Raw genomic sequence first — 25,313 nt, 5'->3', positions numbered from 1 at the left:
CGTTGGATTATTTATAGCAAGCGCCTCATATATGCGGCCATTGATCAGAATTAATGACGGCCAAGCGCCATCTGCGACAATTAAAACGGCCGCCGAAATGAGTGAATGTCCCATATCAGCGGCCGCAGGAAAGCGCGAATCAAAAAAACACGCTAAAGGCCGCTATTTGCGGAATTTCAGAGTGACGCGGCTACCTTTCTTGGTCTTGGCGACCGAGTGACCGACATAGCTTCCGCGCTTATTGTAGCCGATGATATATTCGACTTGGCCTTCGAACTGTTCGACGCTCTTGACGGCCTTGATATTCGAGGTTTTGGCGGCAAATGCTTCAGAGATCTTGCACTCCCAGTTGATACCGCGGAGAACAATGCTCTTGAAATAATTGCCGCGTATCTTCAGACGCTTTTCAGAGCCATATTGACTAAAGGGTGGCCGAGCATTCGAGACCTTAAGATCCGGTTCCCGGATAAGGGTGTCGAAGGTGACCGTTTCGAAATTGCCGGACGATGCCTTGGTGACACTTTTTATAGTGCCGGCTTCGGTACATTTTGCCTGAGCCGCAGCCAGGCCTGAGAATATTACCATTGCCGCAAATGCGGCAACGAGGAACAGAGTTTTGCTTTTCATTTTGATTTCTATCGTCTATCGATTTTGACTTTACTTACTGCCGTGACGAGAATGAATATGCCATTGCTGTATGGCAAACGTCAATTATGCACTATCACTTGATCGGAATTTGTGGAACGGCGATGGCGAGCCTTGCCGGAATGCTTCAGTCCGCCGGACATTGCGTCACGGGCTCAGACCAGAACGTCTATCCCCCGATGTCGACTCAACTCGAGTCGCTAGGGATCGAAATAATGAACGGCTATAAGACCGAAAATACGGATATGCCGCGTGACGTCACCGTCGTCGGAAACACGATAATGCGCGGCAATCCGGAACTGGAAGAGGTCCTGAATCGAAAGCTGCTCTATCGGTCGCAAGCCGAGGTCGTCCGCGAAGAATTTATCCGCGGCCGGCGGTCGCTGGTCGTGGCCGGAACGCACGGTAAGACGACAACGACAAGTATCGCCGCTTGGGTCTGCGAGACCGGCGGACTCGACCCGACATTTCTGGTCGGCGGTGTTGTGCAGAACTTCGGGCAGAGCTTTCGTGTGACCGACAGCGACTATTTTGTTATCGAGGGCGACGAGTATGACACGGCATTTTTCGACAAAAAACCCAAATTTATGTCATACCTGCCCGAGATCGCGATCGTGGGCAATATAGAATTTGACCATGCCGATATCTACAAAGATCTCGACGCTATCAAATGGCAATTCTCGCGGCTGATGAATCTTGTGCCGGGAAACGGCCGTCTCATCTGCGGGATCGATTCGCCCGTAGTCGGCGAAGTGCTCGAATCAATGTCCGGGAAACTGCATACGCAGGTCGAAACTTACGGCCTGTCGGAAAATGCGAAATGGCAGGCCCGCGACCTCATATTCGATGCGGAAGGGACGCGATTTAGCGTTTATTGCGAAAATGTAAAGTGGGCCGAATTCTCGACCCATATGATCGGGGAGTTTAACGTCCGAAATTGCCTTGCTGTAATCATTGCGGCCGACGCCTGGGGAATAACGCGTGAAAAGATCCAGGAGGCCTTCGATACTTTCAAATCGGTAAAGCGACGAATGGAGATCCGCGGGGTCGAGGCCGGCGTCACGGTCATTGACGATTTTGCCCATCACCCGACTGCCGTCGATGAAACGCTCAAGGCCCTGCGGCAACGGTACGCCGCCAATCGTTTGATCGCAGTTTTCGAACCGCGTTCAAGGTCGTCGCGGCTTTCGATCTTTGAAGATCGATATCGCGAAGCATTTAGGCACGCTGACAAAGTAATAATTGCCGGCGTGTTTAATCCGGAAGACGCCAAAACGTACGGCGACGTACTTGATGTTGACCGCCTGATCAAAGGCATCGCCGACGGCGGTAAACCGGCAATGACACTGGCCGATGCCGATAGCATAGTCGAGCACCTCGCTCCCGAATTGAAGAGCGGTGATGTGGTCGCGATAATGTCAAACGGCGGATTTGGCGGTATCCACGAAAAGGTGCTCGCCGCATTGAGGGCTTGATCTGATCGAGTGCCTAGATTTATCGTTTCGGCGGGACTGCCAATATGTCGAATTGCACGGATATATGGCTTTAAGATCTTTATTGCAAAACTGCCTAAGAACCGAGCTAGTCCATTGCTACGCTTTTTTCTTGGTTATTGGGGAATAATAGGGAATGGGAACTAAACTTTACGTCGGAAATCTGTCGTTTCGCGTATCCAACGAAGACTTGCAAGAGTATTTTGGTGCCGCCGGCCCGGTTGAATCTGCCAATGTGGTCTATGATCGCGAAACCGGGCGTTCGCGCGGGTTTGGATTTATCGAAATGGGGTCGGACGACGCGGCAGCAGCAGCGATCGCCCAATTTAACGGGCAAGATTATGACGGCCGCAAGATCGTCGTAAACGAAGCCCAACAGCGTGAAGATCGGGGCGGCGAGGGTGGCGGAAACCGCGGCGGTAAACGGGGTGATCACGGCGGCGGAGGTCGCCGGTAGCTATTAGATAACGATTCAAAAAAAGGGAACAGCGTGCCTTAACTCTCCCTTGTTCTGCAATGTTGCGTTCTGACGGCGCCTAGTCTATCTTGCCGTCAAAGTTAGCGAGTTGTACGACGATCTCGTCGATCAGTGAAAGCCGATTGCGGGGTTCGGGGACACCGTTGACCAGGATCGACAGCACAATTTGTTCGCCCCCGGCCGTAGTCATATAGCCCGAAAGTGCGGAAACTTGGTCGATCGTACCGGTCTTGCCGCGAATATTGCCGCTCGCGGCCGTGCCCTTAAATCTATTTCGCAATGTTCCGTCGACTCCGCCTATAGTAAGGCTGTCACGCCAAGCCTGTGAATATCGACTCTGCTTCGCCATATACGTGTAAAGTGCTGTCACCGCCGATGGCGTTATAAGGTCGTGCCGCGAAAGCCCGCTACCGTCGTATTGAACGATCGAGTCGGCGGGGATGCCGACTTCCTTGAGAAACGATCGAACCACTGAAAGTCCGAGTGTCGAACTGTCACCTGTCGGCGTTGAAATGCGGCCGATCTGTTCACCGAGGGTCCAAAGTAGCGTCTCGGTGTACATATTTTGACTGGGCTTCATCGTCTTAGCAGCGATCACACTTAACGGCGGCGATTCGATCTTTGAAACAATTACGGACGGCGGTTGCGGGCAGGTTGGGCAGATCGACCGAAGTGTGTTGTCGGCCATTCGAGCGTTGCCGGTGACGATCACGCCCTTTGACTCTAGTCGTTGTTTGAGGACTGTGATCAGCAACTCGGCGGGTCGCGTAATAGCGACAGATTCTTTGTACTCATTGTCGCCGGCGGCGATCGTTCCCGATACCTCAAAAACATTATCGTCCAGATGTTTGAAAACTGATATGGACCGCTTAGATCCCTTAGCCGAAGTTGTACATTTATTTACAATCCTGATCAGGGTGTTCAAGGGCGAAATACGTACTATGCACTGATTGCCCGCCGAACCGGCAACGACGCTCACATCGACCGCGTTGTCATTAAGCGGCAACGCGGATATGCCGGCACCGTAATATGATTGGAGATCGTCCCATTCCCAGGTAGACGGCAGCGAATATCCGCGAAAATAGCTTTCATCTGCCACGAGGTCGCCCTCGATCCGCTTGACGCCCGTAGTAACGATCGAGGTGACGATCCGGTCGATGCCCCAATATGGGTTTACGACCTGCGGAAATGCAGGGTCGAAGGCGTTTGAGATCGAAATGTCGCCGCCGCCGACAATCGTCAGATTTCCTTTGATCGTGCCGCTGGAGTCAGGCGGCGTCGGTGCCTTGACCGTCGTGATGAAGCGAAAATCCGGCGTGAGTTTTTCGATGGCGGTGGCGACGGTAAAGTTCTTCATATTCGACGCGGGCATAAAATACTTTTCAGAATCGCTTTCGAAAATTACTTTTCCTGAGTTGAGTGAGACGACCTTTATGCCGATGCGACCACGTCTGACCTCGGGAGCAAAGAGCCTCTGTCGGATCTTGGCTTGCAATGTCTCGATGGTTTGGGCCGAAACCGGCGTTGGTGTCGGTGTCGGCGAAACTATCGCTTGCGGGGCGACCGCACGCGGACGTCCGCCGGTTTGTCCGATACCGCTGAGTGGTGCCATCGAAAGTAGCGATAATGAACTGAGAAAACACGTTGCGAGTATTACCAGTGAGCGATTCTTCATTAGCAGGAGTTTATCGCGAAATGTCGCGTAGGCAAAACCAAAATTTGCTCGGCAAGATGTGCTTGGAGCCTATTATTTGTAGTGGTAAACTAAATACTTTCAACGGCGCATTTCTGTATTTTTATTTAAGGCACCAGTTCGCCCGAGAATATCTGGCAAGTTCCGTATGACAAACAGGATCAAAATTTCGATCATTGCAGTCTTTGTATTGTTTGCACTTTTTCTATATCTCGACCTTTCTATTTCAAATCCCGTCTTAGGGGCTAGTTCGTCCGTCACTATTGCCGCCCCGACCGGGGTCACGGCGTCCGATGGCGACTATGTGACAAAGGTCGGTATAAACTGGCACACGATGCGCGGAGCACGTCTCTATCGTATCTACCGCAATACCGCCAACGATCCCGGAACCGCAACGGACATAGGGATCAGCGAAGCCAATTACTATTTTGACGCGGCGGCGGCAGCGGGCCAGAATTACTATTATTGGGTCAGAGCCGAGAATGGTGCCTCGACAAGTCTCTTGAGTACGCCGGATCAGGGCGTCCGAGCGGTAGGCGTGGTTTATCCCGGAATTTTCGATCCGCTCGAACCACCACCCACCTCCGCTGAAAATCCAATAACCGCTTCGAAAGCGTATTTGGGAAAGACACTGTTTTGGGACGAGCAGATGTCGTCAACCCGAACCGTCTCTTGCGGCACGTGTCATCGACCTGCGGCGGGTGGATCAGATCCGCGAAGTGCCATCGCCGGAACCCAAAAGATCAATCCGGGGCCGGACGGAACGTTTGAAACGCTCGACGATGTTTTCGGTTCCCCCGGCGTGCCGCAAAACGAAATCGACGGCACTTATTCGTGGAACGCACTTTTTGGATTTAAGGATCAAGTTACCGGGCGTAAATCGCCGACCTATCTAAATGCCGGATATGCGCCGAACGGACTATTTTGGGATGGCCGTGCAACACCGGAGTTTCGCGATCCGATCTCGAATTCGATCCTGATCGCGACGAACGCCGGTCTGGAAAGCCAGTCACTCGGCCCACCGCTTTCGCCCGGCGAAATGTCACACGGCAACCGCAACTGGACTCAAGTCGCTGCGCGTATGCAGATATCTAAACCTCTCGCGCTTGCGTCTAATGTCCCGGCCGCACTGAATACGTGGATCGGCGGCCGGTCATACCCCGAACTGTTCGAAGAAGTTTACGGCACACCGGACGTGACGCCCGCTCGCATCGCGATGGCGATCGGGACTCACGAACGAACTCTATTTTCGGACAGGACACCGCTTGACCGCGATCTGCAGGGCATAACGCCGTTGACCGAGTCGGAAAACAATGGTCGGGCTGTATTCATTGATCGACAGTGCAATTCGTGTCATAACGGAGCACTGTTGAGCGATCACGCCTTTCATAACATCGGTGTTCGGCCGCAAACAGATGATCTCGGGCGCGGAGGTGTCTCGAGTGAGCCGATAATGAACGGTAGCTTCAAGACACCTAATCTACGAAATCTATCGTTACGCGGACCATTTATGCACAATGGACGGTTTGCGACAGTCGAAGACGTTGTCGAATTTTACAATCGGGGCGGCGATTTTGACGCGGCCAACATCGACCACGATCTTATCCGGCCGCTCAATATGAACGAGCAAGAAAAGGCTGACCTTGCGGCATTTCTTAAGCGTCCGCTAACCGATCTGCGTGTGCAGAACGAACTGCCGCCATTTGATCGCCCGCAATTGTACACGGAATCGAACCGAGTACCGCTGGTCTCCGGCACCGGACGTGCCGGTACGGGCGGAGCGGTTCCGGTAGTTACCGCGATCGAACCGCCATTAGTCGGAAATCCGAGCTTTACGGTTGCAGTCTCAGATGGCCTTGGGTCAGCTCAGGCTGTGCTCGTTATCGATTCAAGCGATCCCGGGATCGGGGCGTCGATACCGTCATCAGGTTCGTTTGCGAGGGTCACAGCTACATTGACAGGCACGGGCGGCGGCAATGGAAATTCGTCCGTCAGTCTGTCGATCCCAAATAACCCGGTGCTGATCGGCCAGACATTTTATGGCCGCTGGTACGTGACGGACGCGGCTGCGGTTAATGGATTTGCTGCATCGAAGGTGTTCCAGTTTACGATCTTCGGATCGTCGATCGGTCAGCGAACTCCTTTTGATTTTGACGGCGATGCTAAGACCGATATGTCGATATTTCGTCCCGCACAGGGCGAATGGTGGTACTTAAAGAGCACCACCGGCGGCAACGGAGCGACGCAATTCGGTTCGGCGACCGATACGATCGTACCGGCAGACTATACGGGCGATGGTAAGACCGATATTGCGTTCTTCAGACCCGCTACCGGCTTCTGGTACGTTTTGCGAAGTGATGATTATTCATTCTACGCGTTTCCGTTCGGTGCTAATGGCGATACACCGGTTTCGGCCGACTATGACGCCGATGGCAAAGCAGACGCCGGAGTATTTCGCTCGTCCAACTCGACCTGGTACATTTCAAATTCAAGCGGCGGCACTACGATCCTGCAATTTGGGGCGGCAGGCGACGTTCCGGTGGCAGCGGACTATGACGGCGACGGAAAAGCCGATATCGGGATCTTTCGACCAAGCCTCGGTCAATGGTGGATACAGCGCAGCACTGTGGGACTCTTGGCAGTGCAGTTTGGGCAAAATGGAGACAGGACGGTGCCGGGTGACTTTACAGGCGACAGCAAGGCGGACATCGCTTATTTCCGGCCGTCCACAGGATTCTGGACCATCTTGAGAAGTGAAGACCTTTCATTTTACGCCTTTCCGTTTGGAACTACGGGCGACATTCCGGTCGCCGGTGATTACGATGGTGACGGCAAGATCGATGCGGCGGTATTCCGCCCGGCTAATTCGACGTGGTTTGCTGCCCGATCCACCGCAGGAACTCTTATCCAACAGTTTGGTCAATCGGGTGATCTGCCGGTTCCGAACGCTTTCGTAAGATAGGTTGGCGTAAGTTGTAAGAGGAAAAGAGCAGGCGGTGTAGTTCGAAAACTACACCGCCTGCTTTTAGACATCCTGAACGAATCGGCTCATTTACATTTTGAGTAGCCGCAGTCGCGGCAGGAATCGCAACCCGATGCGTGCTCGAGTTGTCCCCCGCATTCGGGACACTCGCTGATCATCGTCGACATAGTGGTCTCGGTTGCCTGCGATTTGGCAATTGCCCGATCTGATTCAGGAAGGTTTTTTAGTCTGCGGTCGATCAGCAGCAGACACTCCGCCACGGCCTGCTCGGGCGAGGTCAACAAGCGTTCATTGAACCAAACTGCGTGCGTCGCCGTAACTTTATTGAGGCTCCGAGCAACATCCCTAGCGTCAAATCCACCACGAAGCATTTTTGATGCCAAGAGGCCGACACCGGCACTGATCGGACCCGCAACAAAGATCTCGAGGATCCGCTGGCCGTCGTGATTGACCGTTACGTATAGATTCTGACCCTCGAACGGGATCCGCCACGTTGAGCCTTGTAATTCGCGTGGGCGCTCGACTCTGAGTGATGCGTCGATGCTAGCCACTTGCATTGGGACGTCTGGAGTCGCCTCAGGTGACTTATTCTCGTCGGTCTTGGCCGATGACTTCATACTGTTGAGCACCTGGCCCTCACGGCTACCGTCACGATAATAGCTGACTGCCTTGCAGCCAAGTTTGCGTGCTAAATGGTAAAGTTCGTCGACCGACTCGATGGTGTCATCATTCGAACCGTTGCAGGTCTTCGAGATGGCATTATCAACGTGCTTTTGCGCGGCCGCCAGGACTCGCACGTGGTCGAGCGAACTGATACTCATCGCTGATATGAACTGTGCAGGCAGATCGGATTCGTGCTCGACGACGTGTTCGGCCGCCGCCTTGATCGACGCTTCATCTGTCTGGTCAACGTCGATCCCGAGAGCCTTTGCTGCTGCCGAGTGAACGTAAGTCCGAGTGCCGAGTGTATCCTGACGGACATATGCCCAAGAGAAGTTGGGTTCGATCCCGGATGAAGTCTCCGCGACAAGCGAGATCGTACCGGTCGGGGCGATCGTCGTCACTTCATAATTACGCGGCGTAAGCGGTATGTCACGCGGAATTCCGATCTCGTCATAAATGAACTTCGAATATGCTTCACGATTCGCTTCGAATTCCGGAAACACACCTTTTTCGCGTCCCAGTTCGAGCGATGCGAGCCAGGACTCGCGGCGAACGAAGCCCATCAAGCGTTCCATCAGCACAAGCGATTTGTCGTCGCCATAGGTAACGCCGAGTTTCAGGCAGAGGTCGGCAAATCCCATTATGCCGAGACCGACCGGACGGGTTCGTTTGACGACATCGTCAATTTCCTTGAGCGGAAAATATCCGGCGTCGACCACATTGTCCAGAAAACGCGTGCTCAAATGTATTGCGTGCGAAAGCCTTTCCCAATCGATCGAGCCTTCGCCATCCCGGACGGTGTAAAACTTAGCTACGTCGATCGAACCGAGATTGCAAGAGTTATTAAAATGCAATTGTTGCTCACCACAAGGGTTGCAGGCATAGATCGGGCCCATTGATGCCTTTAGGTGATTGTGCCGGTTAACTTCGTCGATGAAAATGATCCCGGGCTCGGCATATTTGTGAGCCGACGCAATTATGCGGTTCCAGATATCGGGTGCAAACACCATACCCGGCATCGGGGGTTCCTCGATAATACAATCTGAGAGGTCCGCTGTCTCAAACGCAAGTTTGTCCGCGAAGGTGACCGCAGAACCGTCCGGACGGCGGTAGACCGCGTAATCCAAGCCCGTTACGGCATCGTACACTGCGTTTGTCCACGGTTCGCCCTTAAACTCGGTCTGAAACCAAACTCCGCTGTCGACGGCATCCATAAATAAGTCGGTTACTGTCACCGAAATATTAAAATTAGTAAGGCTCGACTGATCATTCTTGGCGTGGATGAATCTAAGGATGTCCGGATGGGACACACTCAAAATACCCATATTGGCACCGCGCCTGACACCACCTTGCTTTACGACCTCAGTCGTCTGATTGACGATGTTCATAAAGCTCACGGGGCCCGACGCCACACCGCGAGTAGAATTGACCATCGAACCCGCCGGCCGCAGAAATTCATAGGTCATTCCGGTGCCGCCGCCTGTCTGATGGATGATCGCGACATTCTGAGCGTGCTCCATGATGCCCTCGATCGAGTCCGGCACATTAAGTACAAAGCACGCCGCAAGCTGGCCCTTCGGTTTGCCGGCGTTTACCAGACACGGCGTGTTGGGCACGAACTCGCGGGCGAGCATAACGGCGGTCATATCGGTATAAAATTTGTGCTGTTTGACGGGGTCGGCTTCCGCCTTTGAAATATGTCCGACTACACGCCGGACGATATCTGACCACGATTCGACCGGATTGCCGTGCTCATCCTTTAGGGAATATCGGAGACTTACGACTTTCTGAGCGTTGAGCCCGAGTGGAGCAATTTCGCGGCTGGCCGCGGCGGCAGTTCCATTACCATTGCTATTTCCATTTTGCTGGATCGAGAGGCCGGTTGACTCGATAACTGTGCTCATTTGCTGAAGGTCTCCTCTATTGACAGGTGTCTAAATATGCGTTGTGATCTGTACTCCAAGTTTAACATTCGAATCCAGAATTCAGAACGTCACAACCGAACAATTAGTGATCGCGGGATGGGTTCAGTTGTTTGGGTTTCGATTTCGAACGTTGCCAATATCTCACATCGAAAACGTAAATGTCAACAATAATCAGACACAATATATAGTGGTAATTTTAGCGGGCACAACAACTACAGGGATAAGTTGATGTAAACTATTAGCTTTGAACGGGTTGAGTGCAGATTTGACAACCAGACTTTGATTTACAGAAACTCATACGTATGGATAAGTTGATTCACGGCACCGCTGCCAGCGGTACGGTTCGAGTTTTGGCAGCGATCACGACGGAGACGATCGCCGAGGCAGTACGCCGCCACGGGACGTCGCCGACCGCGTCGGCGGCACTCGGGAGATTAATGACCGGGACGCTATTGTTGGGCTCGACACTTAAGGGTTGTGACCGCCTGACAACGCGAGTAGAGTGCAACGGATTGATAGGCGGTATCACGGCCGAGGCAAATGCGGAAGGCGAAGTTCGCGGCTATGTCAAAAATCCTTTGGCTGAGTTGCCATTGAAGGAAAATGGTAAATTCGACGTCAGCGGGATCATCGGTGACGGTATGTTTCACATTATTCGCGAGTCGGGGCTAAATATTGGCGTGAAACGAGAACCGTACATCGGATCAGTGCCGATCACGTCGGGTGAGATCGCCGAGGATTTTGCATATTATCTTGCAAAATCGGAGCAGATACCATCGGCCGTGCTTCTCGGAGTTCGATTGAACAACAGAGAACCGTTTGTCGCTGCCTCGGGCGGTGTACTTGTCCAGATGATGCCGGGAGCGAATGATCACATCATCACTATGATCGAGGACACGATCATCAATGCTCCGCACATTACCGAGGTAATCGACGCCGGAGCGAAACCCGAGGACCTTGTAAAACTCGCTCTCGGGGAAATAGATTTCGAAATATTGGACGAAAAACCGATACAATTCAAATGCAATTGTTCGTATGATCGAGCATTGAAGACGATCGCGTCACTAGGTCGTGACGAGGTCGAGTCGATGATCGAGCAAGACGGTGATGCGACGATGAATTGTGGTTACTGCAACGAGTCTTTCGTAGTATCCGCCGAAGGTCTAAGGGAAATATTGGCGGGGTACTAGTCCGTTTTGCGGAATTCACTCAGATGTTGATATGAGCCGTCAAAGTAAGCGAGAGGCTCGCCGCTGTTGATGATCGCCTTTTCGATCTCACCGAAAAAGACCGTATGATCACCATTTCTGACCGCGTTTGTGATACGGCACACGAGCGACGCCAATGTCCCGGCTAAAATCGGCACTCCGGAATCAGACAATTCAAATTCGACGCCGTCAAATTTATCCATAAACGGCGTTGCGAATTGTTGTGATACCGAGGCCTGGTCGCTCTTCAGTATATTTACGACAAACATACCCGATTCGTGGAATGCGTAATGGCTAGCGGTGGCGTTATCGATGCAAACCAGTACGAGCGGTGGCTCGAGTGAAACAGATGCAAACGCCGTCACTGTTATCCCGTGCAGGCGTCCTTGAGCGTCGCGGGTTGTAACTACCGTTACCCCACTGGCAAATTTTGAAAGGGCTGCTCGAAACTCGTCGCTTGTGATCGGCATATGAAAGATTTCAGTTCAAAGACTAAAAGCTACCGAAAAAACACCAAACCGTCAACAAAACTGAAGTGAGTAACTTTGCGGCAGAGTGCACTAAAAAGATATTCTTTTAACTTGTGTTAGATCTGGCAAAGTTCATTAACGAATCGCGGCTTCTCGTAGATTCTGAATTAGACCGATCGGTGCCGGCCGCGGACATCGAACCGGTGCGCCTCCACGAGGCGATCCGATGGAGCTTGTTTGCCGGTGGAAAGCGATTTCGCCCGGCACTTTTGTTTGCCGTCGGGTATGCATTTGGCGCTGTTGCCGAAGATCTGGTGCGGACTGCGGCGGCGATCGAATTGATACATACTTTTTCATTGATCCACGACGACCTTCCTGCGATGGACGATGACGATCTGCGGCGAGGTCGTTTGACTTGTCACAAAAAGTACGGTGACGCGACGGCGATCCTGGCCGGCGATGCACTTCAGACGATCGCGTTCAAATCGCTCGCTGACGATGACCGTCTGAGTTTTGAAACCCGGACAAGGCTGATCTCGATGATCGCAGGAGCTTCGGGTTCGCCGCTTGGGATGGTCGCAGGACAGCAACTCGATCTCGAAGCCGAGGGCCACAGCATCGAGTTCGATCAACTTCAACGCATTCATCTGAGAAAGACAGGGGCACTTATTGCTGCGTCTGCCGCGGCCGGAGCGATCATCGGCGGGGCGGATAACGTGCAGGTAGAGTGTGTGGAACATTACGCAATTAAACTCGGACTGCTGTTTCAGATAACCGATGATCTCATAGATATTACACAGACGACCGAAACGCTCGGCAAGACCGCAGGCAAGGACGTCAATGCTCAAAAGGCCACCTATCCCGGACACTTTGGCACGGAGAGATCTCGTGAATTGGCCTCCGAAACAGCAGATGACGCACGCCGGTTTCTTGATGAACTTGCCGTTGATACCGCGTTGCTGAAGGAACTAGTCGATCACATCGAAAAGCGCACTTTCTGATCGGAAATGCAGTCAAACTCGGAATATTCGGGCAATTCAGCCTTTCCTAACTGAGCGGGCTATGCCAGATTCAAACCCAAACAAGAGTTCAAAATGGATAGTGCCGGCGGCCGTCGTCGGAGCGGTCGGATTCTTGTATTTTTCTGTATTAGCAAAGCTAGGATACGATTGGTGGACTGACGAAAACTATTCGCACGGCCTTCTGGTACCTTTGGTGATCGGAGCGATAATTTGGCTGGAGCGGGACAAGCTTTCCTCTTCGACTGACGCCGGATCACGAATAGCGGGTTCGGGGACGGTGATCACGGCATTCGTGCTTCTATTAGCAGGGACACTAGGCTCCGAACTTTTTACACAGCGGATCTCACTTGTGTTGATGACCGCCGGGATATTGCTCTACTTTTTCGGTCGCCGATTGCTAGTCAATTTGGCAGTGCCGTTTACTCTCTTAATTCTCGCGATTCCAATACCGCAGATCATTTTTAATCGGATCTCTTTTCCGCTCCAACTTTGGGCCTCACAGGTTTCGGTGTGGGGAATACGTTTGGTCGATATACCGGTGGTGCGTAAGGGAAACGTCATAGATATTTTGCCGAAGGGGGCGACGCAGGTACTTTCGCTTGAGGTTGTCGAGGCGTGCAGCGGTATTCGCTCATTGATGACTCTGGTCACCCTCGCCTTGGTACTCGCATATTTCACACGCCGCGATGATGATGGTCCGTTTGGCGGTTTTTCCGCATTTGACCTGATCCGTGCGGTGTCGTTAATGGTGATCGCGGTTCCAATTGCGGTCTTTACCAACGCGGCCAGAGTGATGGGCACGGGCGTGTTGACGTTCTATTACGGCAAGTCGGCGACTGATGGGGTCTGGCACGATGCTTCGGGATGGTTGGTTTATGTCGTCGCCCTTGCACTCTTGATCGCCGCAAACATTATTCTAAGGCGAGTATTGAAAGGAGGTGCTAGGCCGTCGCCGTCCAATGTAGAGCCAAAACCCTGGGCACGCAAAGCCGGGGCGTTACCGCTATTGTTGGCATTGGTCGTAGGCGGGATCGCGGTCAACTGGTTTGTCAGCCGAGGTGAGATACAGGTAAACCGCTCAATGCTCTCTGAACTGCCGAAAACGCTTGGCACTTGGGGCCAGCGTGGCGATGAGATCAAATTCGGCAAAGATATAGAGGCGGTGCTCAAAACCACAGACTACACAATGCGAGAATACTCGGCCCCGGATGGGCGAGTGGCTAATATTTATGTTGGCTATTATTCGACTCAGCGAACCGGAGCAACTTACCACAGTCCGCAAAATTGTCTTCCAGGTGCCGGATGGGTGATGAGCGATCCGAATATCGTCACGATCACCACCGCCAGCGGACGATCATTTAATGCTAATCGATATCTTCTTAAAAACGGCAACTATTATGAGGTGATGATCTACTGGTACCAGGGCCGTGGACGAATCGAAGCAAGTGAGTATGACGACAAAGTGAATACCATCATCGACAGTGTTACGCGGCGACGAACCGATGGTGCAATGGTTCGAGTAATGACAAGCGTCGGCACGGATGAGGACAAAGCAATTAATGCTGCCTATGACCTGTCGGCCCGCTTGGCTGAACAGTTGCCTGCATATATCCCCGAATAATGAAAACAAAAAGCGGCGATCTGTATTTTAAGAGAATTTGATCTGTCCGTTTTGAGCGGTTCACAAAAAAAACTGAAATGCGGCGTTGATTGGCAGTATTTTTCATCAACCGTTCAATTATCGGAATTTGAATAGGTTATGATAATTAATTGATCTTTGCTCGACAATTTCGGTGATTTGCCCCGTCGATATGTAAGAGCAGCGAAACGCGGTGCCTTTTTGATATGACGAACGCCAATGCCCCGGCGAACGTTTTCAAAAGGACGGTCAAGCGTGAATGTGGTTAAGTTATGCGTTACATTGAGTGCCCCAATTTTCGGATCCGCGTTGGACAGATGACTGTGCTGTTTTTCGTGGGTCTTTTTATGTTCGGCTGCGGCCAGTCGAGCGAAAAATATATTGCGAAAGGTGAGGAGTATCTTAAAAAGCGCAAATTTTATGATGCAATGATGCAGTTCCGTTCGGCCGCCGAGTACGACAAGGATTCTGCCAAGGCTCATTGGGGACTTGCTCGGTCGTACGAGAATCTCGGAAGGTTTAACGACACGTTAGATGAATTGCGTAAAACCGTTGAACTGGATCCTAAGCACCTGGACGCCAAAGCACGACTCGGAAACTACTTTTTGCTCGTACAGCCACCATTGATTGACGAATCAGAGAAGGTCCAGCAGGAGATCTTGTCGATAGACCCTAATTTTATTGAGGGCCACATTCTTAAAGCATCAATTCTGGCCGTCCAAAATCGTCCGGAGTCGGAGATCGTCGCAAAGATAAACGAAGCGATAGCGATAGACCCAAAGCGGACCGAGACGTATTTGAGCCTGGCTCGCTACTATATGAGCCGTGATATGGCTCGCGAGGCCGAAGAATCGATAAAAAAGGGCATAAACGCAAACCCCGGTTCCGCTATCGGTTTGATCGAATATGGCCGCTTTTTGATGTACTCCGCTCGAAATCCGGAGGCTGAAACGCAATTCCGTGGAGCGATCGCCGCTGAACCGTCGAATATTGAGGCTCACGAGGCACTTGCGAATTTCTATGTCAGCACTCGGCAATTCGACAAGGCCGAAATTGCCTTCCAGGAACTTGTCAATATCCAGGAGAATAGTCCGGAGAGCCGACTAGACCTTGCTGAGTTCTATATAAACTCCAATCGGACGGATGCTGCCGAGGCAACGTTGCTGCAAATAATCAATGAGTCACCCGAATATACCAGGGCTCGCTATCGTCTCGGCCAGATATATTTGGAAGCGAAGGATTCTGCCAAGGTTAACGAGCAGGTCGAGGCACTACTAAAGATCAATAATAACGATGTCGAGGCACTTATGCTTCGTGCTCGCGGACGAATGCTCGATAATCGGCCAGATGACGCGATCAAGGATCTCGAAGACATCCTTAAAAAACAACCGACCGAACGCGACGCCTTATTTTTCATTGCTCAAGCCAAGATCTCGATCGGTCAACTCGATCAGGCACGGGCGTTCATAGCTGACCTCGAGCGTTTTCATCCGTCGTTTATCAAAGTCGGTTTACTAAAGATCCAGGCATCATTGGCCGGCGGTGACTCTGCGGGTGCGCTGAAACAAGCGTCTGACTTGTATGCAAAGGCCGTTTCGGCAACTCCGAATGCGGAATATACTGTCGGTAAACTGCAGGATCTGCAACTGCGTGCCCTTTCAGCCAGGGGATTGGCATATCTCGATCTGGGCCGCTTGGCCGAGTCCAGGGCCGATCTCGGCGAGATCCTCCGTATTTCGCCGAATTCAATATCTGGAATGATCAATCTGGCAAAGGTTTCCATTGCCGAAAAGAAACCGGCTGAGGCTCTCGCCCTTTATGAACGGGCACTTACCGCTGATGCTCGGAATTTTGATGCGTTAAGCGGGATCGTGAGCGTTTCGATAGGGGCCGGACAAACAAAGCAGGCTCATACAAAAGTCGACAACTCAATTGCTAATAATATAGGAAACAATGGATTGCTGGCGGCGCTTCACTATTTGAAATCCGGTATCTATACCGCCGAAAGGGATCAGGCTTCCGCCGAAAGCGAACTCCGGGCCGCAATCGAACTCGATAGCGAATATCTCCCGGCGTATTCGTCATATGCGGCGCTGCTCGTTGCCAGAAATGAAACCGATGCTGCAGTTCAGCAGTACAGGACGATAGTAGAAAAGAATCCGACGGCACCTATTTATACCCTGCTCGGCATCTTAGAAGATTCGCGTAGTAACGTGGCGGAGGCCGAACGGTCCTATCGACGTGCTCTTGAATTGTCGCCTAACTCACCGATCGCCGCGAATAACCTCGCTTGGCTGATCGCGGAAAATCAGGGAAACCTGGACGAGGCTCTGCAACTTGCCTCCGCGTCGGTGAATCGAAACCCGGAGGTCGCTGGATTTTACGACACCTTGGGCTATGTGTACCTCAAAAAGGGTCTATATTTGCCGGCGGTCGAACAACTTCGCAAGGCGGTCGTAATGGATGAAAAGTCCGGCAACAAGGCCGCATCCGGTTATCGCGTGCGTTTGGCGATGGCACTTGCATCTGCCGGCGACAAGGCCGGAGCGCGCCGCGAGGCGGAAGCATCGCTTCGAAATCAAGCCGCACTTAGTATGAGCGAGGCGAATGACGCAAAGCTCGTATTGGAATCACTTTGAAAAGTTCGTTATAGAAAGATGTTTTTAGTTTTAGCAGTATCGTTATTTGATCGCGCGACCATTGAGGGATTCGTGACACGTATTCCTGAGGCCGCCGGGTTGATGGTGTTTGGCGTCGTATTGATCGTTGTGGCCGGTGTCTTGCGTTGGGCCCTAAGGACGAAAGACGCGGCTGCGAGCGAAGAAGGGACGGGAGATTCGATCTCGTAAAATCAGATCGAAGAGTACGAAAATGAGCATTGAATTTAGACAGAGAAGTGCCGGTGAACTCATCGGTATCGTCAAGCGGCAGAAATGGTTGATCATCTTGCCGATGATCACGATGACGGCGGCTATCGGTTATGTCGTATATAAACTGCCAAGTATTTATGAGTCAACATCGTTGCTGACGGTCAAGCCGCCGACGATCTCGTCTAATCTCGTTCAATCATTGACCAACGAAGACCTTTCACAGCGTTTGCAGACGATCAACCAGGAAGTGCTCAGTCGCTCGTCGCTCGAACCACTGGTCCAGAAATACGATCTCTACAAGGCCGAACGTAATAACGGAATGCCGATGGAGCTCATCATCGACAAAATGTATAAGAACATCAAGGTCGATCTAGAGGAAACGGGTAATGAAAAGGTCGCCGCGTTTCGGATCAGGTATCGTGACCGCGATCCGCAGGCGACGCGCAATGTGACGGCCGAACTTGCAAGCAAATACGTCAATGCCCAAGTCCAGACCCAAACTGAGATCGCCGAATCGACAAAGGATCTGTTTGAACGTCAGCTTAATGAGAAGAAACAGGCGCTCGACGAACTCGAAAAGCAAAGGCTCGACATTATGACCGCGAATGTCGCTACATTGCCTGAGTCCGAACAGGGCCTCGTCGCCCAACTTAGCGGACTTCGTGATCGCGAGTCCAATATTATGAAAGAGAAGGAGTCGCTGATGAACGAACGCGGACGACTCAGCGATGCGATCGGTGCGAACAATCGGCAAATGCGTTTGATCGAGGATTTTGGCGAGAAAGAAACTCAGGATACAGCACGTGCGGCGAGCCAGATCGAAGACACGCCGGCATACGCCCAACTTGTACAGAAACGAGCTGACCTTAACGGGCAACTGGATAATTTGCTTAAGGTCTATAAGGAAAAGCATCCGGCCGTCATTGCGAAACAAAGCGAGATAGCCCGCATCAACGAGGAGATCGAAGGCCTGCGGAAAAGTTCGGATCGCCGCGTTCAGACGGCGACACAGGCGAGCGGCCGAAAGGCAGAGTTGCAGAAGAAAAGTCTTGAGCTCGAAAATCAGCGGATACAAGCTCAGATAAGCCAGATCGAACAGCAGATGACCAACAAGGACGGAGACCTCAGGCAGAATGCGGGTCAGGTCGCCGCACTCGAACAACGTATCAACTCGGTACCCAACGTAAAGGTCGCTCTCGAAGGCATTACGGCACAATACCAATCTGCCAAACAAACTTACGACGAGATCCTAAAGAAAAAGAACGAGGCCGAGACGGTCGTCGGCGTCGAGACCAATGCACAGGGCGAGACGATCCGCGTGCAGGATCCGGCTAATATACCGCAGTCGCCGGTCGCACCAAAACGATTTGTGCTGACACTCGTTGGAACCGGTGTCGGCTTGTTTCTCGGCCTGCTTTTGGCAGCTTTCTTTGAGATCCCGCGTCTGTTCAAGATCCAGAATATTGCAGACGCCAAGCATTACACGGGGCTGCCGGTTTTGGCGTCCATTCCGCCACTACTGACCCACGCGGAACGGACCTGGATCAACCGCACAAGTTGGTTGAAGTTGGCCGGCGGGGCAATCGCGGCAATCGCGATAGTTCCGATCATTGTTCTGCTCCTGCAAGTAACACGAATATTGGAAAGATTGGTCTCATAAGGTAGAGCGAAGATCGAGACGCTTTTATATCAAAAGAGGAAAGTATGTACAGAGAATTTTTTGGCTTGGATGATACGCCATTTACACTGACGCCCGATCCGCGATTCATTGTCTTTACGCCGAGTTATAACGAGGTGCTTGCGAGTTTGTACTACGGACTCGAGAGTGCCAAGGGCTTGATCGTGCTTACCGGTGAGGTCGGGACCGGTAAAACGACCGCCCTTCGCTGGATACTCCGTCGCCTCGACTCGAGTGTCCTGGCCGCGTATGTATTTAATCCGCGATTGTCGATCGACGAGTTTTATCACCACGTCACCCAGATGCTGGGGCTCAAGGGATGGAATAACAAGGCAGAGTTACTCAGTCTGATGGGAAAGGTGCTCGACGAGCGCCATCGACGCGGACTTCGCACGGTAATAATCATCGACGAAGCTCACGAACTTTCTGACTATGTGTTGGAAGAGATCAGACTGCTGCTGAATTTTGAATCTGATAATGCCAAGCACCTGCAGATCGTTCTGACGGGCCAACCGGAACTTCGGGAAAAATTGAATCAGCCGAATCTGCGGCAATTGAAACAGCGGGTCGCACTGAGGTGTAATATGCACGCTTACCCCAATATCGACGAGGTGGAAAGGTATATAACCGAACGCCTGCTCATTGCTGGGTCGACTCACCCGAATGTCTTTACCAAAGATGCGATCGATCTGATCTATCAATGTTCGGAGGGAATTCCGCGAAATATTAACAATCTATGCGACAACGCAATGTTAACCGCCTATGGTGCCGGAATGCAGAAGATCGGACGAAAGATCGTCGAAGAGGTCGCAGAAAATCTCGACCTGCTTCCGCCTGGAACTGCTTTGTCAAAGCCTGCCGAGCCGGCGCCCTCGCCGCCGGGCATCAGTAGCGATCCGGTAGAAGAGTTGTGGAAAGTGGGCCAGGCAGGTGCGGCCGCGATCAAGCCGCGGATGTTTAAGCCGGGTGCGGATGACACGAATATCATCGGTGATAGATCGGTCAAAACAGCGCGTAAGCCGCTACGAGAACCTGATTATTTCGAACTCGACATCGACGAACTCGAACGAGAATTTGAAATTGACGGCAAAGAGGTAGGGGGCTATCACTAGGACGATCACGGCCCCGAAAGTCGTTAAAGACGTAGCTACACCGTTAATACGGAGTATTTGAATATGAGTATCCTTAAAGCACTGCAAAAGAAACGAGCCGAAGATCCTAATGGAACGGACTTGTTTGCGAATCCGAACGTCGTACCATTCGACGCGAGTAACCGCCGGCCGAATACGCCGCCGGAACTCTTTTCGCAATCAGACCTCAGGATCGGTGGTTCAGATTCGTCGTTCAATGGGCAGCCGAATTCTATGATCGGGACGGCACTCCCTGATTTGGAAACTGGATTAACTGCCGGGGCAAAATTGAACGTCGAAAGCTCAGCGCGCTCGATCGTCAAACAGCTTCCTGACTTTGTCAGTTGGAGCATTGACGCCGAGCGCGTTGAGCCTCGTCTTGTTGCCATCACTCATCCCAACTCGTCGTATTGCGAGGAATACCGCAGCCTTAGAACTCACGTTCTGCATAAGAGCCAGCGAAAAAAACTGCAGTCGATCGTGGTCGCGAGCGTTAACCCCAGTGAGGGCAAATCGATCACCGCGTTAAACCTCTCGTGGCTTCTGGCGCAAACGGACGGTGTTAGGTGTTTGGTCATCGACTGTGACCTTCGGATGCCGAGTTTGGTTGATTATCTGGGGATCGAGGCAGACAAGGGACTTTCGGATATACTCACTGCCGATGCAACCCTCGCCGAAACTATCATTAAGCTCGAGCCATCAGGCCTACACATTTTGCCGGGCGGTGAGGCGAGGAGTGACGTTGCTGAATTGATCTCCGGTCCTAAATTCAAGCAAATTTTGATCGAGGCCCGCGAGATGTTTGATTACGTGATCATTGACGCACCACCGCTAGCTATTTTTACGGACGCGACGGTATTGATCAATCACGCCGATGGGGCAATGCTGGTCGTGCGTGCAAATCGTACCAAATATGCCTCGCTGGAGCGTGTTCTCGAGCAATTGCCCAAAGAGAGAATGTTAGGGGTCGTCCTCAATCAGAGCGAAGACGTTTTGGATGAATCACACTATAACTACGGCTATTACAATTACAATCGTATTCAGGATCCGAACGGATCATAGGTAAGAAATGAGTGCCGCTCGGCTCAGTCCTCGTAAATTCTCGTTGATACTCGCCGACGCGGCCATCATATATGGCGGCGTCATTCTAGCGATGTATCTGCGATTGGGTTTGGACGGCCCGCCGTATGAGTTGAATGAACGAAACGGATGGCTCAAGATCGGCCTCGTCTCTCTCGTTTGCATCATCAATCTCTATTTTTACGATCTTTACGACTACATCGTAATGACTAACCGCCGCGAGCTATTGCTCCGGATGGTCCAAGCTCTCGGGATCGCGTGGGCATTCCTTGCATTTCTATTTTATCTCGCACCACCGCTGATGGTCGGCCGCGGCGTTTCGATGATCGCGGTGCCGCTCGTACTGGTTCTACTGCTAGCGTGGCGGATCGGCATTCATAGCCTGACGGGTCATCCCGAGATCGGCGAAAAGATACTCGTCGTCGGCACGGGAAAAGCCGCAATGGATACCGCGGAGGCGGTGTGGAAACGCCGCGATGCCGGTTACCGCATTGTCGGTTTTGTGTCGGAAAATGGTGCTAAACCAAAGCAAAAACTGGGCCGATCCGAAATACTAGGCAAGGCAATTGATCTCGAAGAGATAATTCGTGCCGAAAATATCGACCGCGTTGTTATCGCAGTTCGAGAGCGCCGCGGCACATTTCCGACCGAGGCATTGTTGAAGATGAGCCTTGCCGGGAACGTCTCGATCGAAGAGTGTACGTCGTTCTATGAGCGGATCACCGGTAAGGTACACATCGATATGCTTCGTCCGTCGTGGCTGATATTTGCAGGCCGACAACGCGATACAAGATTAAAGTCGGTTTTTCGCGAACTGATCCATCGCGGGTTGGCGCTGATCGGATTGGTCTTTTCATTGCCGATCGCGATCTTGACGGCAATTCTGATCAAACTTACGTCGCGCGGCCCGGTCTTTTATTATCAGGAACGCGTCGGTAAGAACGGCCATCCATTTCACGTGATCAAGTTTCGGTCAATGAACGCAGACGCAGAGGCGGACGGCAAACCGGTCTGGGCGGCCTCAAATGACGAGCGAACAACATTTGTGGGGAAGGTGATACGAAAGATCCGCGTGGACGAGATCCCGCAGTTTTGGAATATAATTAAGGGCGAGATGAGCTTTGTCGGGCCGCGGCCCGAACGGCCGCATTTTGTGCGTCAACTTGCTCAGGAGATCCACTATTATGAACACCGTCATCTCGTCGCTCCGGGACTGACGGGATGGGCACAGGTAAAGTATCCGTACGGCGCATCGGTCGACGATGCGATCCAGAAACTGCAGTACGATCTGTTTTATATCAAAAATCAAAGCTTGACGTTGGACATCGTCATCGTCTTTGACACCATCAAAACGGTTCTCTTTGGCGCCGGGGCACGCTAATTGAAAAAGATGCCGACTGGATATTCGGAGTGATTGTATGTATATACCGATAGCGGGCGAGCGGCCCTTAAACTTAAAAGAGTTTATGAAAATCAAGATTTTTTTGATATTAGCGTTGATTACATTGTCAGGAGTAGTCGCATCGCGGGCTCAGCAGGTAGCGACTGTCCCAACGTCGCCGACCGTCGAGGCTACGGCCAAACCTACGCCGGCGGCATCGCCGATACCTGATACTGATTCTGATGGATCCGCTGAGGCTGACGCTATCCTGCCGTATTACAACAATTATCTCAAAGAATATCGGCTCGGCCCGAACGATGTGATATCGGTCGAGGTATTTGGCCAGTGTCCTGACTACTGCAAGACCGGTATCAATGTGCCACCAACCGCTCGTATTTCGTATCCGCTGGTCCGGGACGGTGTGATGGTCGGCGGCAAGACGGTGGATGAGGTCGCTGCGGAGATCACCAAAAAGCTTGACGAATTTATCATTGACCCGAAGGTGACGGTAACGCTCGAAAAGGCAATGTCGGCGCGTTACAGCGTGCTCGGTAAGGTCGTATCGCCGGGCGTTCGGGTACTGGATCGAAAGGTCAGTGTTTATGAAGCGATCGTTGAGTCCGGCGGCGTTGCCAAGGACGGCGATTCCAAAAAGGTCTTTATATATAGCTATAACGGACAGGGAAAGGTCACTTCGAAATTGATCAATCTTAGAGAGATCCAGGCGGGCCGCGGTGAGATGATATTTCTGAATCCGGGTGATCAGGTTTTTGTCTCGGGCAAGGGCTTTAGCATCGACAAGGTTTTTGAAATTATTTCAAAGGTCAGTGTCGCCCGAATGTTGTTCGGCAGTCCGTTTTAGGCGGGTTAGATCCGCTTCACGATGCGAGTTTTCAGATCAGCAATACTTATCGCATTTGCGATGCTTTTGACCCAAACAGCCAGTGCTGATTGGGTCAAACAGCGTTCGGCGAGCTTCGCCTGGTTTCACGACATAACATTTACCAACGAAAATAACGGCTGGATCGTGGGGTCGGGCGGAACAATGCTGACCACGACCGACGGCGGTACGACCTGGACTCCATTTCCCAGATTTACGAGCGATAATCTCGTCGAGATTCACTTTAGTGAAGCCAAGGTCGGATGGATACTATGCCAACGTGACATCTATAGCCGCGGTAGCAATGCCGTCTCTTACCTACGCAAAACGATCGACGGCGGCCTGACGTGGGAGAATGTAGAGTTTGAAAACGGTGGCCGTGAGCGAGTCGCAAAATTACTATTTGACGGAAAGGGAAGTGCGATCGCGGTCGGTGAAGGTGGAATATTTTACCGTCTGTCAGAGGACGGCAAGTCGTGGAAGCGTTCGATCTCGTCGATCAAATATCTTCTACTAGGCGGTGACTTCGTCGATGGAGCGTTCGGTGCGATCGTGGGAGCGGCGGGGACAGTGATGTTTACGGACGACTACGGCGTGACGTGGCAAAATGCTACCTTGCTCGGAAAAAAAGACGCTAAGTTTACGGCTGTCTTTTTCGCGGAGCAAAAGTATGGGTGGGCGGTCGGTTCCGGCGGGGCGATCATCGCTTCGACCGGCGGCGGCAGGCTCTGGCGGGCACAGGCGTCGGGCGTTGATGCGGATCTTACTGACGTTTTCTTTACCTCAAACCGCGATGGTTGGGCGGTCGGCGATCGCGGAACGATCATTCGGACCACAAACGGCGGCGGGCAATGGACCTTAGAGAACAGCCATACCGATCACCGCCTCGAACGCGTTTATTTTTACAAAGATAAGGGTTGGGCGGTAGGCTTTGGCGGAGTGATATTAAAATACTCCGACGATTACCGGACTTCATCCGAAACAAAGCCCGCGATCAGACCCCGAACCGATCAGTGACAACCTTTCTTCAAGTCATCGACCGTCATTTTCCAGATTAGATATCATCTCTTCGATCCGGCCGATCTTATCGAGCGGAACATTTCTTATCAATTCGTTAAAACTGGTCGCCGTTCCCTCACGTTGGAGGGCCTTCAGCGGGTGCGTCTCCAGGTTCACAGTATTTTTATCGGGCTTCCACTGATACAGGTCATTTGTGTCGGACGCCAAGCTTATTGAGTTCTTCAATTGATTCTTGCGCGACAACCTCATCCGCTCTCAATAAATTGACGAAGAAGCTAGTGTCAAAATATATAGTTAGGCTTTCTTTCATCTATCCTAAGAATAGCCGAACTTTAGCAGAGAGAGAAAAATACCAGAACAGCTACTTTCTTCTTATGTCTTTCAACAATCGTGCTTCAGTCTTTCGACTTCGGCTTCGAGGTCGATGATGCGGCTCCGAAGGGCTTGGGTTCCGGCTTCGATCTCGGCGAGGGTGAAGCGTGGGGTGATGTGTTGGGGGCAGTTCCAGTCGTATGCGGTGACGTGGAGGATCATCGCCCGTTCGTTCTTGGCTTTGTAGTCGGGCATGGTGAGGCTCTGGATCAGTTCAACGTCGTCGGGAGCGTCGATGACCTCCGTCTCGGCAAATATCTTGAGCCGCGTCTGGATAGCGTAATCCATCAGGAGGAGGGCGGCTTTGTTGTTTTTGAAGAGGTTGCCGACGGAGATATATTGGAAATTGCCGCGAAAGTCAGCGTAACCGAGCGTTTTCTCGTCCAGACGTTTAAGAAGCCTGCGTGGCCGCCCCGAAACTGCAGGTATGGATGGCCGTCCTCATTCACAGTCGCAAGATAAGAACCGTCACGTTCGCTGATGAATTGGGCTTCGTTACGAGTCAACTCATCAAGCCGGTCGAGGTTTTCGTGGCGTTCGTTAGCACGGCGTGTGCCGTAATGATCCTGCGTTATCTTGACGCTGTCGGTGAATGCGATCTTTGCAAATGGATTCGGCATGGCTCTCGGTGTGCTCCGATTAAAAATAACCTAACACACTACTAAGACAAGCGTTTTAGCGTT

General features: G+C 52.1%; 19 protein-coding genes and 1 pseudogene. 14 read left to right on the top strand and 6 right to left on the bottom strand.

What is annotated here, in order from left to right:
* Nucleotides 1–162 precede the first annotated feature (162 nt).
* Nucleotides 163–627, bottom strand: a complete 465-nt coding sequence (locus IPQ00_11065) for a hypothetical protein (GenBank protein ID MBL0241095.1) — start codon at nt 625–627, stop codon at nt 163–165.
* Nucleotides 628–713: 86 nt separating this feature from the next.
* Between IPQ00_11065 and mpl the strand changes: the two genes are divergently transcribed.
* A complete protein-coding gene (gene mpl / locus IPQ00_11060) occupies nt 714–2,120 on the top strand; it encodes a UDP-N-acetylmuramate:L-alanyl-gamma-D-glutamyl-meso-diaminopimelate ligase (GenBank protein ID MBL0241094.1) in 1,407 nt (468 codons plus the stop codon).
* Nucleotides 2,121–2,274: 154 nt separating this feature from the next.
* On the top strand, nt 2,275–2,595 hold the full coding sequence (locus IPQ00_11055; protein ID MBL0241093.1) for an RNA-binding protein: 321 nt from the start codon (nt 2,275–2,277) through the stop codon (nt 2,593–2,595).
* Nucleotides 2,596–2,674: 79 nt separating this feature from the next.
* Here the strand turns inward: IPQ00_11055 and dacB are convergent, their stop codons facing one another.
* Nucleotides 2,675–4,291 carry a D-alanyl-D-alanine carboxypeptidase/D-alanyl-D-alanine-endopeptidase gene (gene dacB / locus IPQ00_11050; protein MBL0241092.1) on the bottom strand — a complete coding sequence of 539 codons (1,617 nt, stop codon included), beginning with the start codon at nt 4,289–4,291 and terminating at the stop codon, nt 2,675–2,677.
* A 166-nt stretch (nt 4,292–4,457) separates the two neighbouring features.
* Between dacB and IPQ00_11045 the strand changes: the two genes are divergently transcribed.
* A complete protein-coding gene (locus IPQ00_11045; protein ID MBL0241091.1) occupies nt 4,458–7,271 on the top strand; it encodes a hypothetical protein in 2,814 nt (937 codons plus the stop codon).
* Nucleotides 7,272–7,357: 86 nt separating this feature from the next.
* Here the strand turns inward: IPQ00_11045 and IPQ00_11040 are convergent, their stop codons facing one another.
* A complete protein-coding gene (locus IPQ00_11040) occupies nt 7,358–9,859 on the bottom strand; it encodes an adenosylcobalamin-dependent ribonucleoside-diphosphate reductase (protein ID MBL0241090.1) in 2,502 nt (833 codons plus the stop codon).
* 323 nt (nt 9,860–10,182) lie between these two features.
* Here IPQ00_11040 and hslO point away from each other — a divergent pair, with 323 nt between their 5' ends.
* A complete protein-coding gene (gene hslO / locus IPQ00_11035; protein MBL0241089.1) occupies nt 10,183–11,070 on the top strand; it encodes an Hsp33 family molecular chaperone HslO in 888 nt (295 codons plus the stop codon).
* Here hslO and IPQ00_11030 read toward each other — a convergent pair.
* Nucleotides 11,067–11,558, bottom strand: coding sequence for a flavin reductase family protein (locus IPQ00_11030; protein MBL0241088.1), 492 nt, complete (start codon nt 11,556–11,558; stop codon nt 11,067–11,069). The genes hslO and IPQ00_11030 overlap by 4 nt on opposite strands.
* 113 nt (nt 11,559–11,671) lie before the next feature.
* Between IPQ00_11030 and IPQ00_11025 the strand changes: the two genes are divergently transcribed.
* The 10 genes from IPQ00_11025 to IPQ00_10980 all read left to right on the top strand — a co-directional run bounded on the left by IPQ00_11025 (nt 11,672) and on the right by IPQ00_10980 (nt 24,255).
* Nucleotides 11,672–12,559 carry a polyprenyl synthetase family protein gene (locus tag IPQ00_11025; GenBank protein ID MBL0241087.1) on the top strand — a complete coding sequence of 296 codons (888 nt, stop codon included), beginning with the start codon at nt 11,672–11,674 and terminating at the stop codon, nt 12,557–12,559.
* Nucleotides 12,560–12,620: 61 nt separating this feature from the next.
* Complete coding sequence (epsI, locus tag IPQ00_11020; GenBank protein ID MBL0241086.1) at nt 12,621–14,201, top strand: EpsI family protein; 1,581 nt, start codon at nt 12,621–12,623, stop codon at nt 14,199–14,201.
* Between the two features lie 290 nt (nt 14,202–14,491).
* Nucleotides 14,492–16,858 (top strand): tetratricopeptide repeat protein, encoded by a 2,367-nt coding sequence (locus IPQ00_11015; GenBank protein MBL0241085.1) that lies wholly within the window; start codon nt 14,492–14,494, stop codon nt 16,856–16,858.
* An 18-nt stretch (nt 16,859–16,876) separates the two neighbouring features.
* Nucleotides 16,877–17,068, top strand: coding sequence for a hypothetical protein (locus IPQ00_11010; protein ID MBL0241084.1), 192 nt, complete (start codon nt 16,877–16,879; stop codon nt 17,066–17,068).
* A gap of 22 nt (nt 17,069–17,090) precedes the next feature.
* The gene (locus IPQ00_11005) at nt 17,091–18,749 is read left to right on the top strand and encodes a hypothetical protein (protein ID MBL0241083.1); all 1,659 of its coding nucleotides are present in this window, start codon (nt 17,091–17,093) and stop codon (nt 18,747–18,749) included.
* Nucleotides 18,750–18,793: 44 nt separating this feature from the next.
* On the top strand, nt 18,794–19,879 hold the full coding sequence (locus IPQ00_11000) for an AAA family ATPase (GenBank protein ID MBL0241082.1): 1,086 nt from the start codon (nt 18,794–18,796) through the stop codon (nt 19,877–19,879).
* A gap of 63 nt (nt 19,880–19,942) precedes the next feature.
* Complete coding sequence (locus tag IPQ00_10995) at nt 19,943–20,959, top strand: CpsD/CapB family tyrosine-protein kinase (protein MBL0241081.1); 1,017 nt, start codon at nt 19,943–19,945, stop codon at nt 20,957–20,959.
* Nucleotides 20,960–20,966: 7 nt separating this feature from the next.
* Nucleotides 20,967–22,358, top strand: coding sequence for a TIGR03013 family PEP-CTERM/XrtA system glycosyltransferase (locus IPQ00_10990; protein MBL0241080.1), 1,392 nt, complete (start codon nt 20,967–20,969; stop codon nt 22,356–22,358).
* Between the two features lie 85 nt (nt 22,359–22,443).
* On the top strand, nt 22,444–23,220 hold the full coding sequence (locus tag IPQ00_10985) for a polysaccharide biosynthesis/export family protein (GenBank protein ID MBL0241079.1): 777 nt from the start codon (nt 22,444–22,446) through the stop codon (nt 23,218–23,220).
* Between the two features lie 21 nt (nt 23,221–23,241).
* Nucleotides 23,242–24,255, top strand: a complete 1,014-nt coding sequence (locus IPQ00_10980) for a hypothetical protein (protein MBL0241078.1) — start codon at nt 23,242–23,244, stop codon at nt 24,253–24,255.
* A gap of 15 nt (nt 24,256–24,270) precedes the next feature.
* Here the strand turns inward: IPQ00_10980 and IPQ00_10975 are convergent, their stop codons facing one another.
* Together IPQ00_10975 and IPQ00_10970 are read right to left on the bottom strand one after the other, a co-directional pair.
* Nucleotides 24,271–24,414 (bottom strand): hypothetical protein, encoded by a 144-nt coding sequence (locus IPQ00_10975; protein ID MBL0241077.1) that lies wholly within the window; start codon nt 24,412–24,414, stop codon nt 24,271–24,273.
* Nucleotides 24,415–24,639: 225 nt separating this feature from the next.
* Nucleotides 24,640–25,250, bottom strand: a pseudogene (locus tag IPQ00_10970) (pyridoxamine 5'-phosphate oxidase family protein).
* Nucleotides 25,251–25,313: the final 63 nt, after the last annotated feature.

The sequence above is a fragment of the Chloracidobacterium sp. genome (assembly GCA_016720705.1).
Lineage (GTDB): Bacteria > Acidobacteriota > Blastocatellia > Pyrinomonadales > Pyrinomonadaceae > OLB17.
Note: the sequence above shows the minus strand (reverse complement) of the source record. Positions and strands in the feature narration are given on the sequence as shown.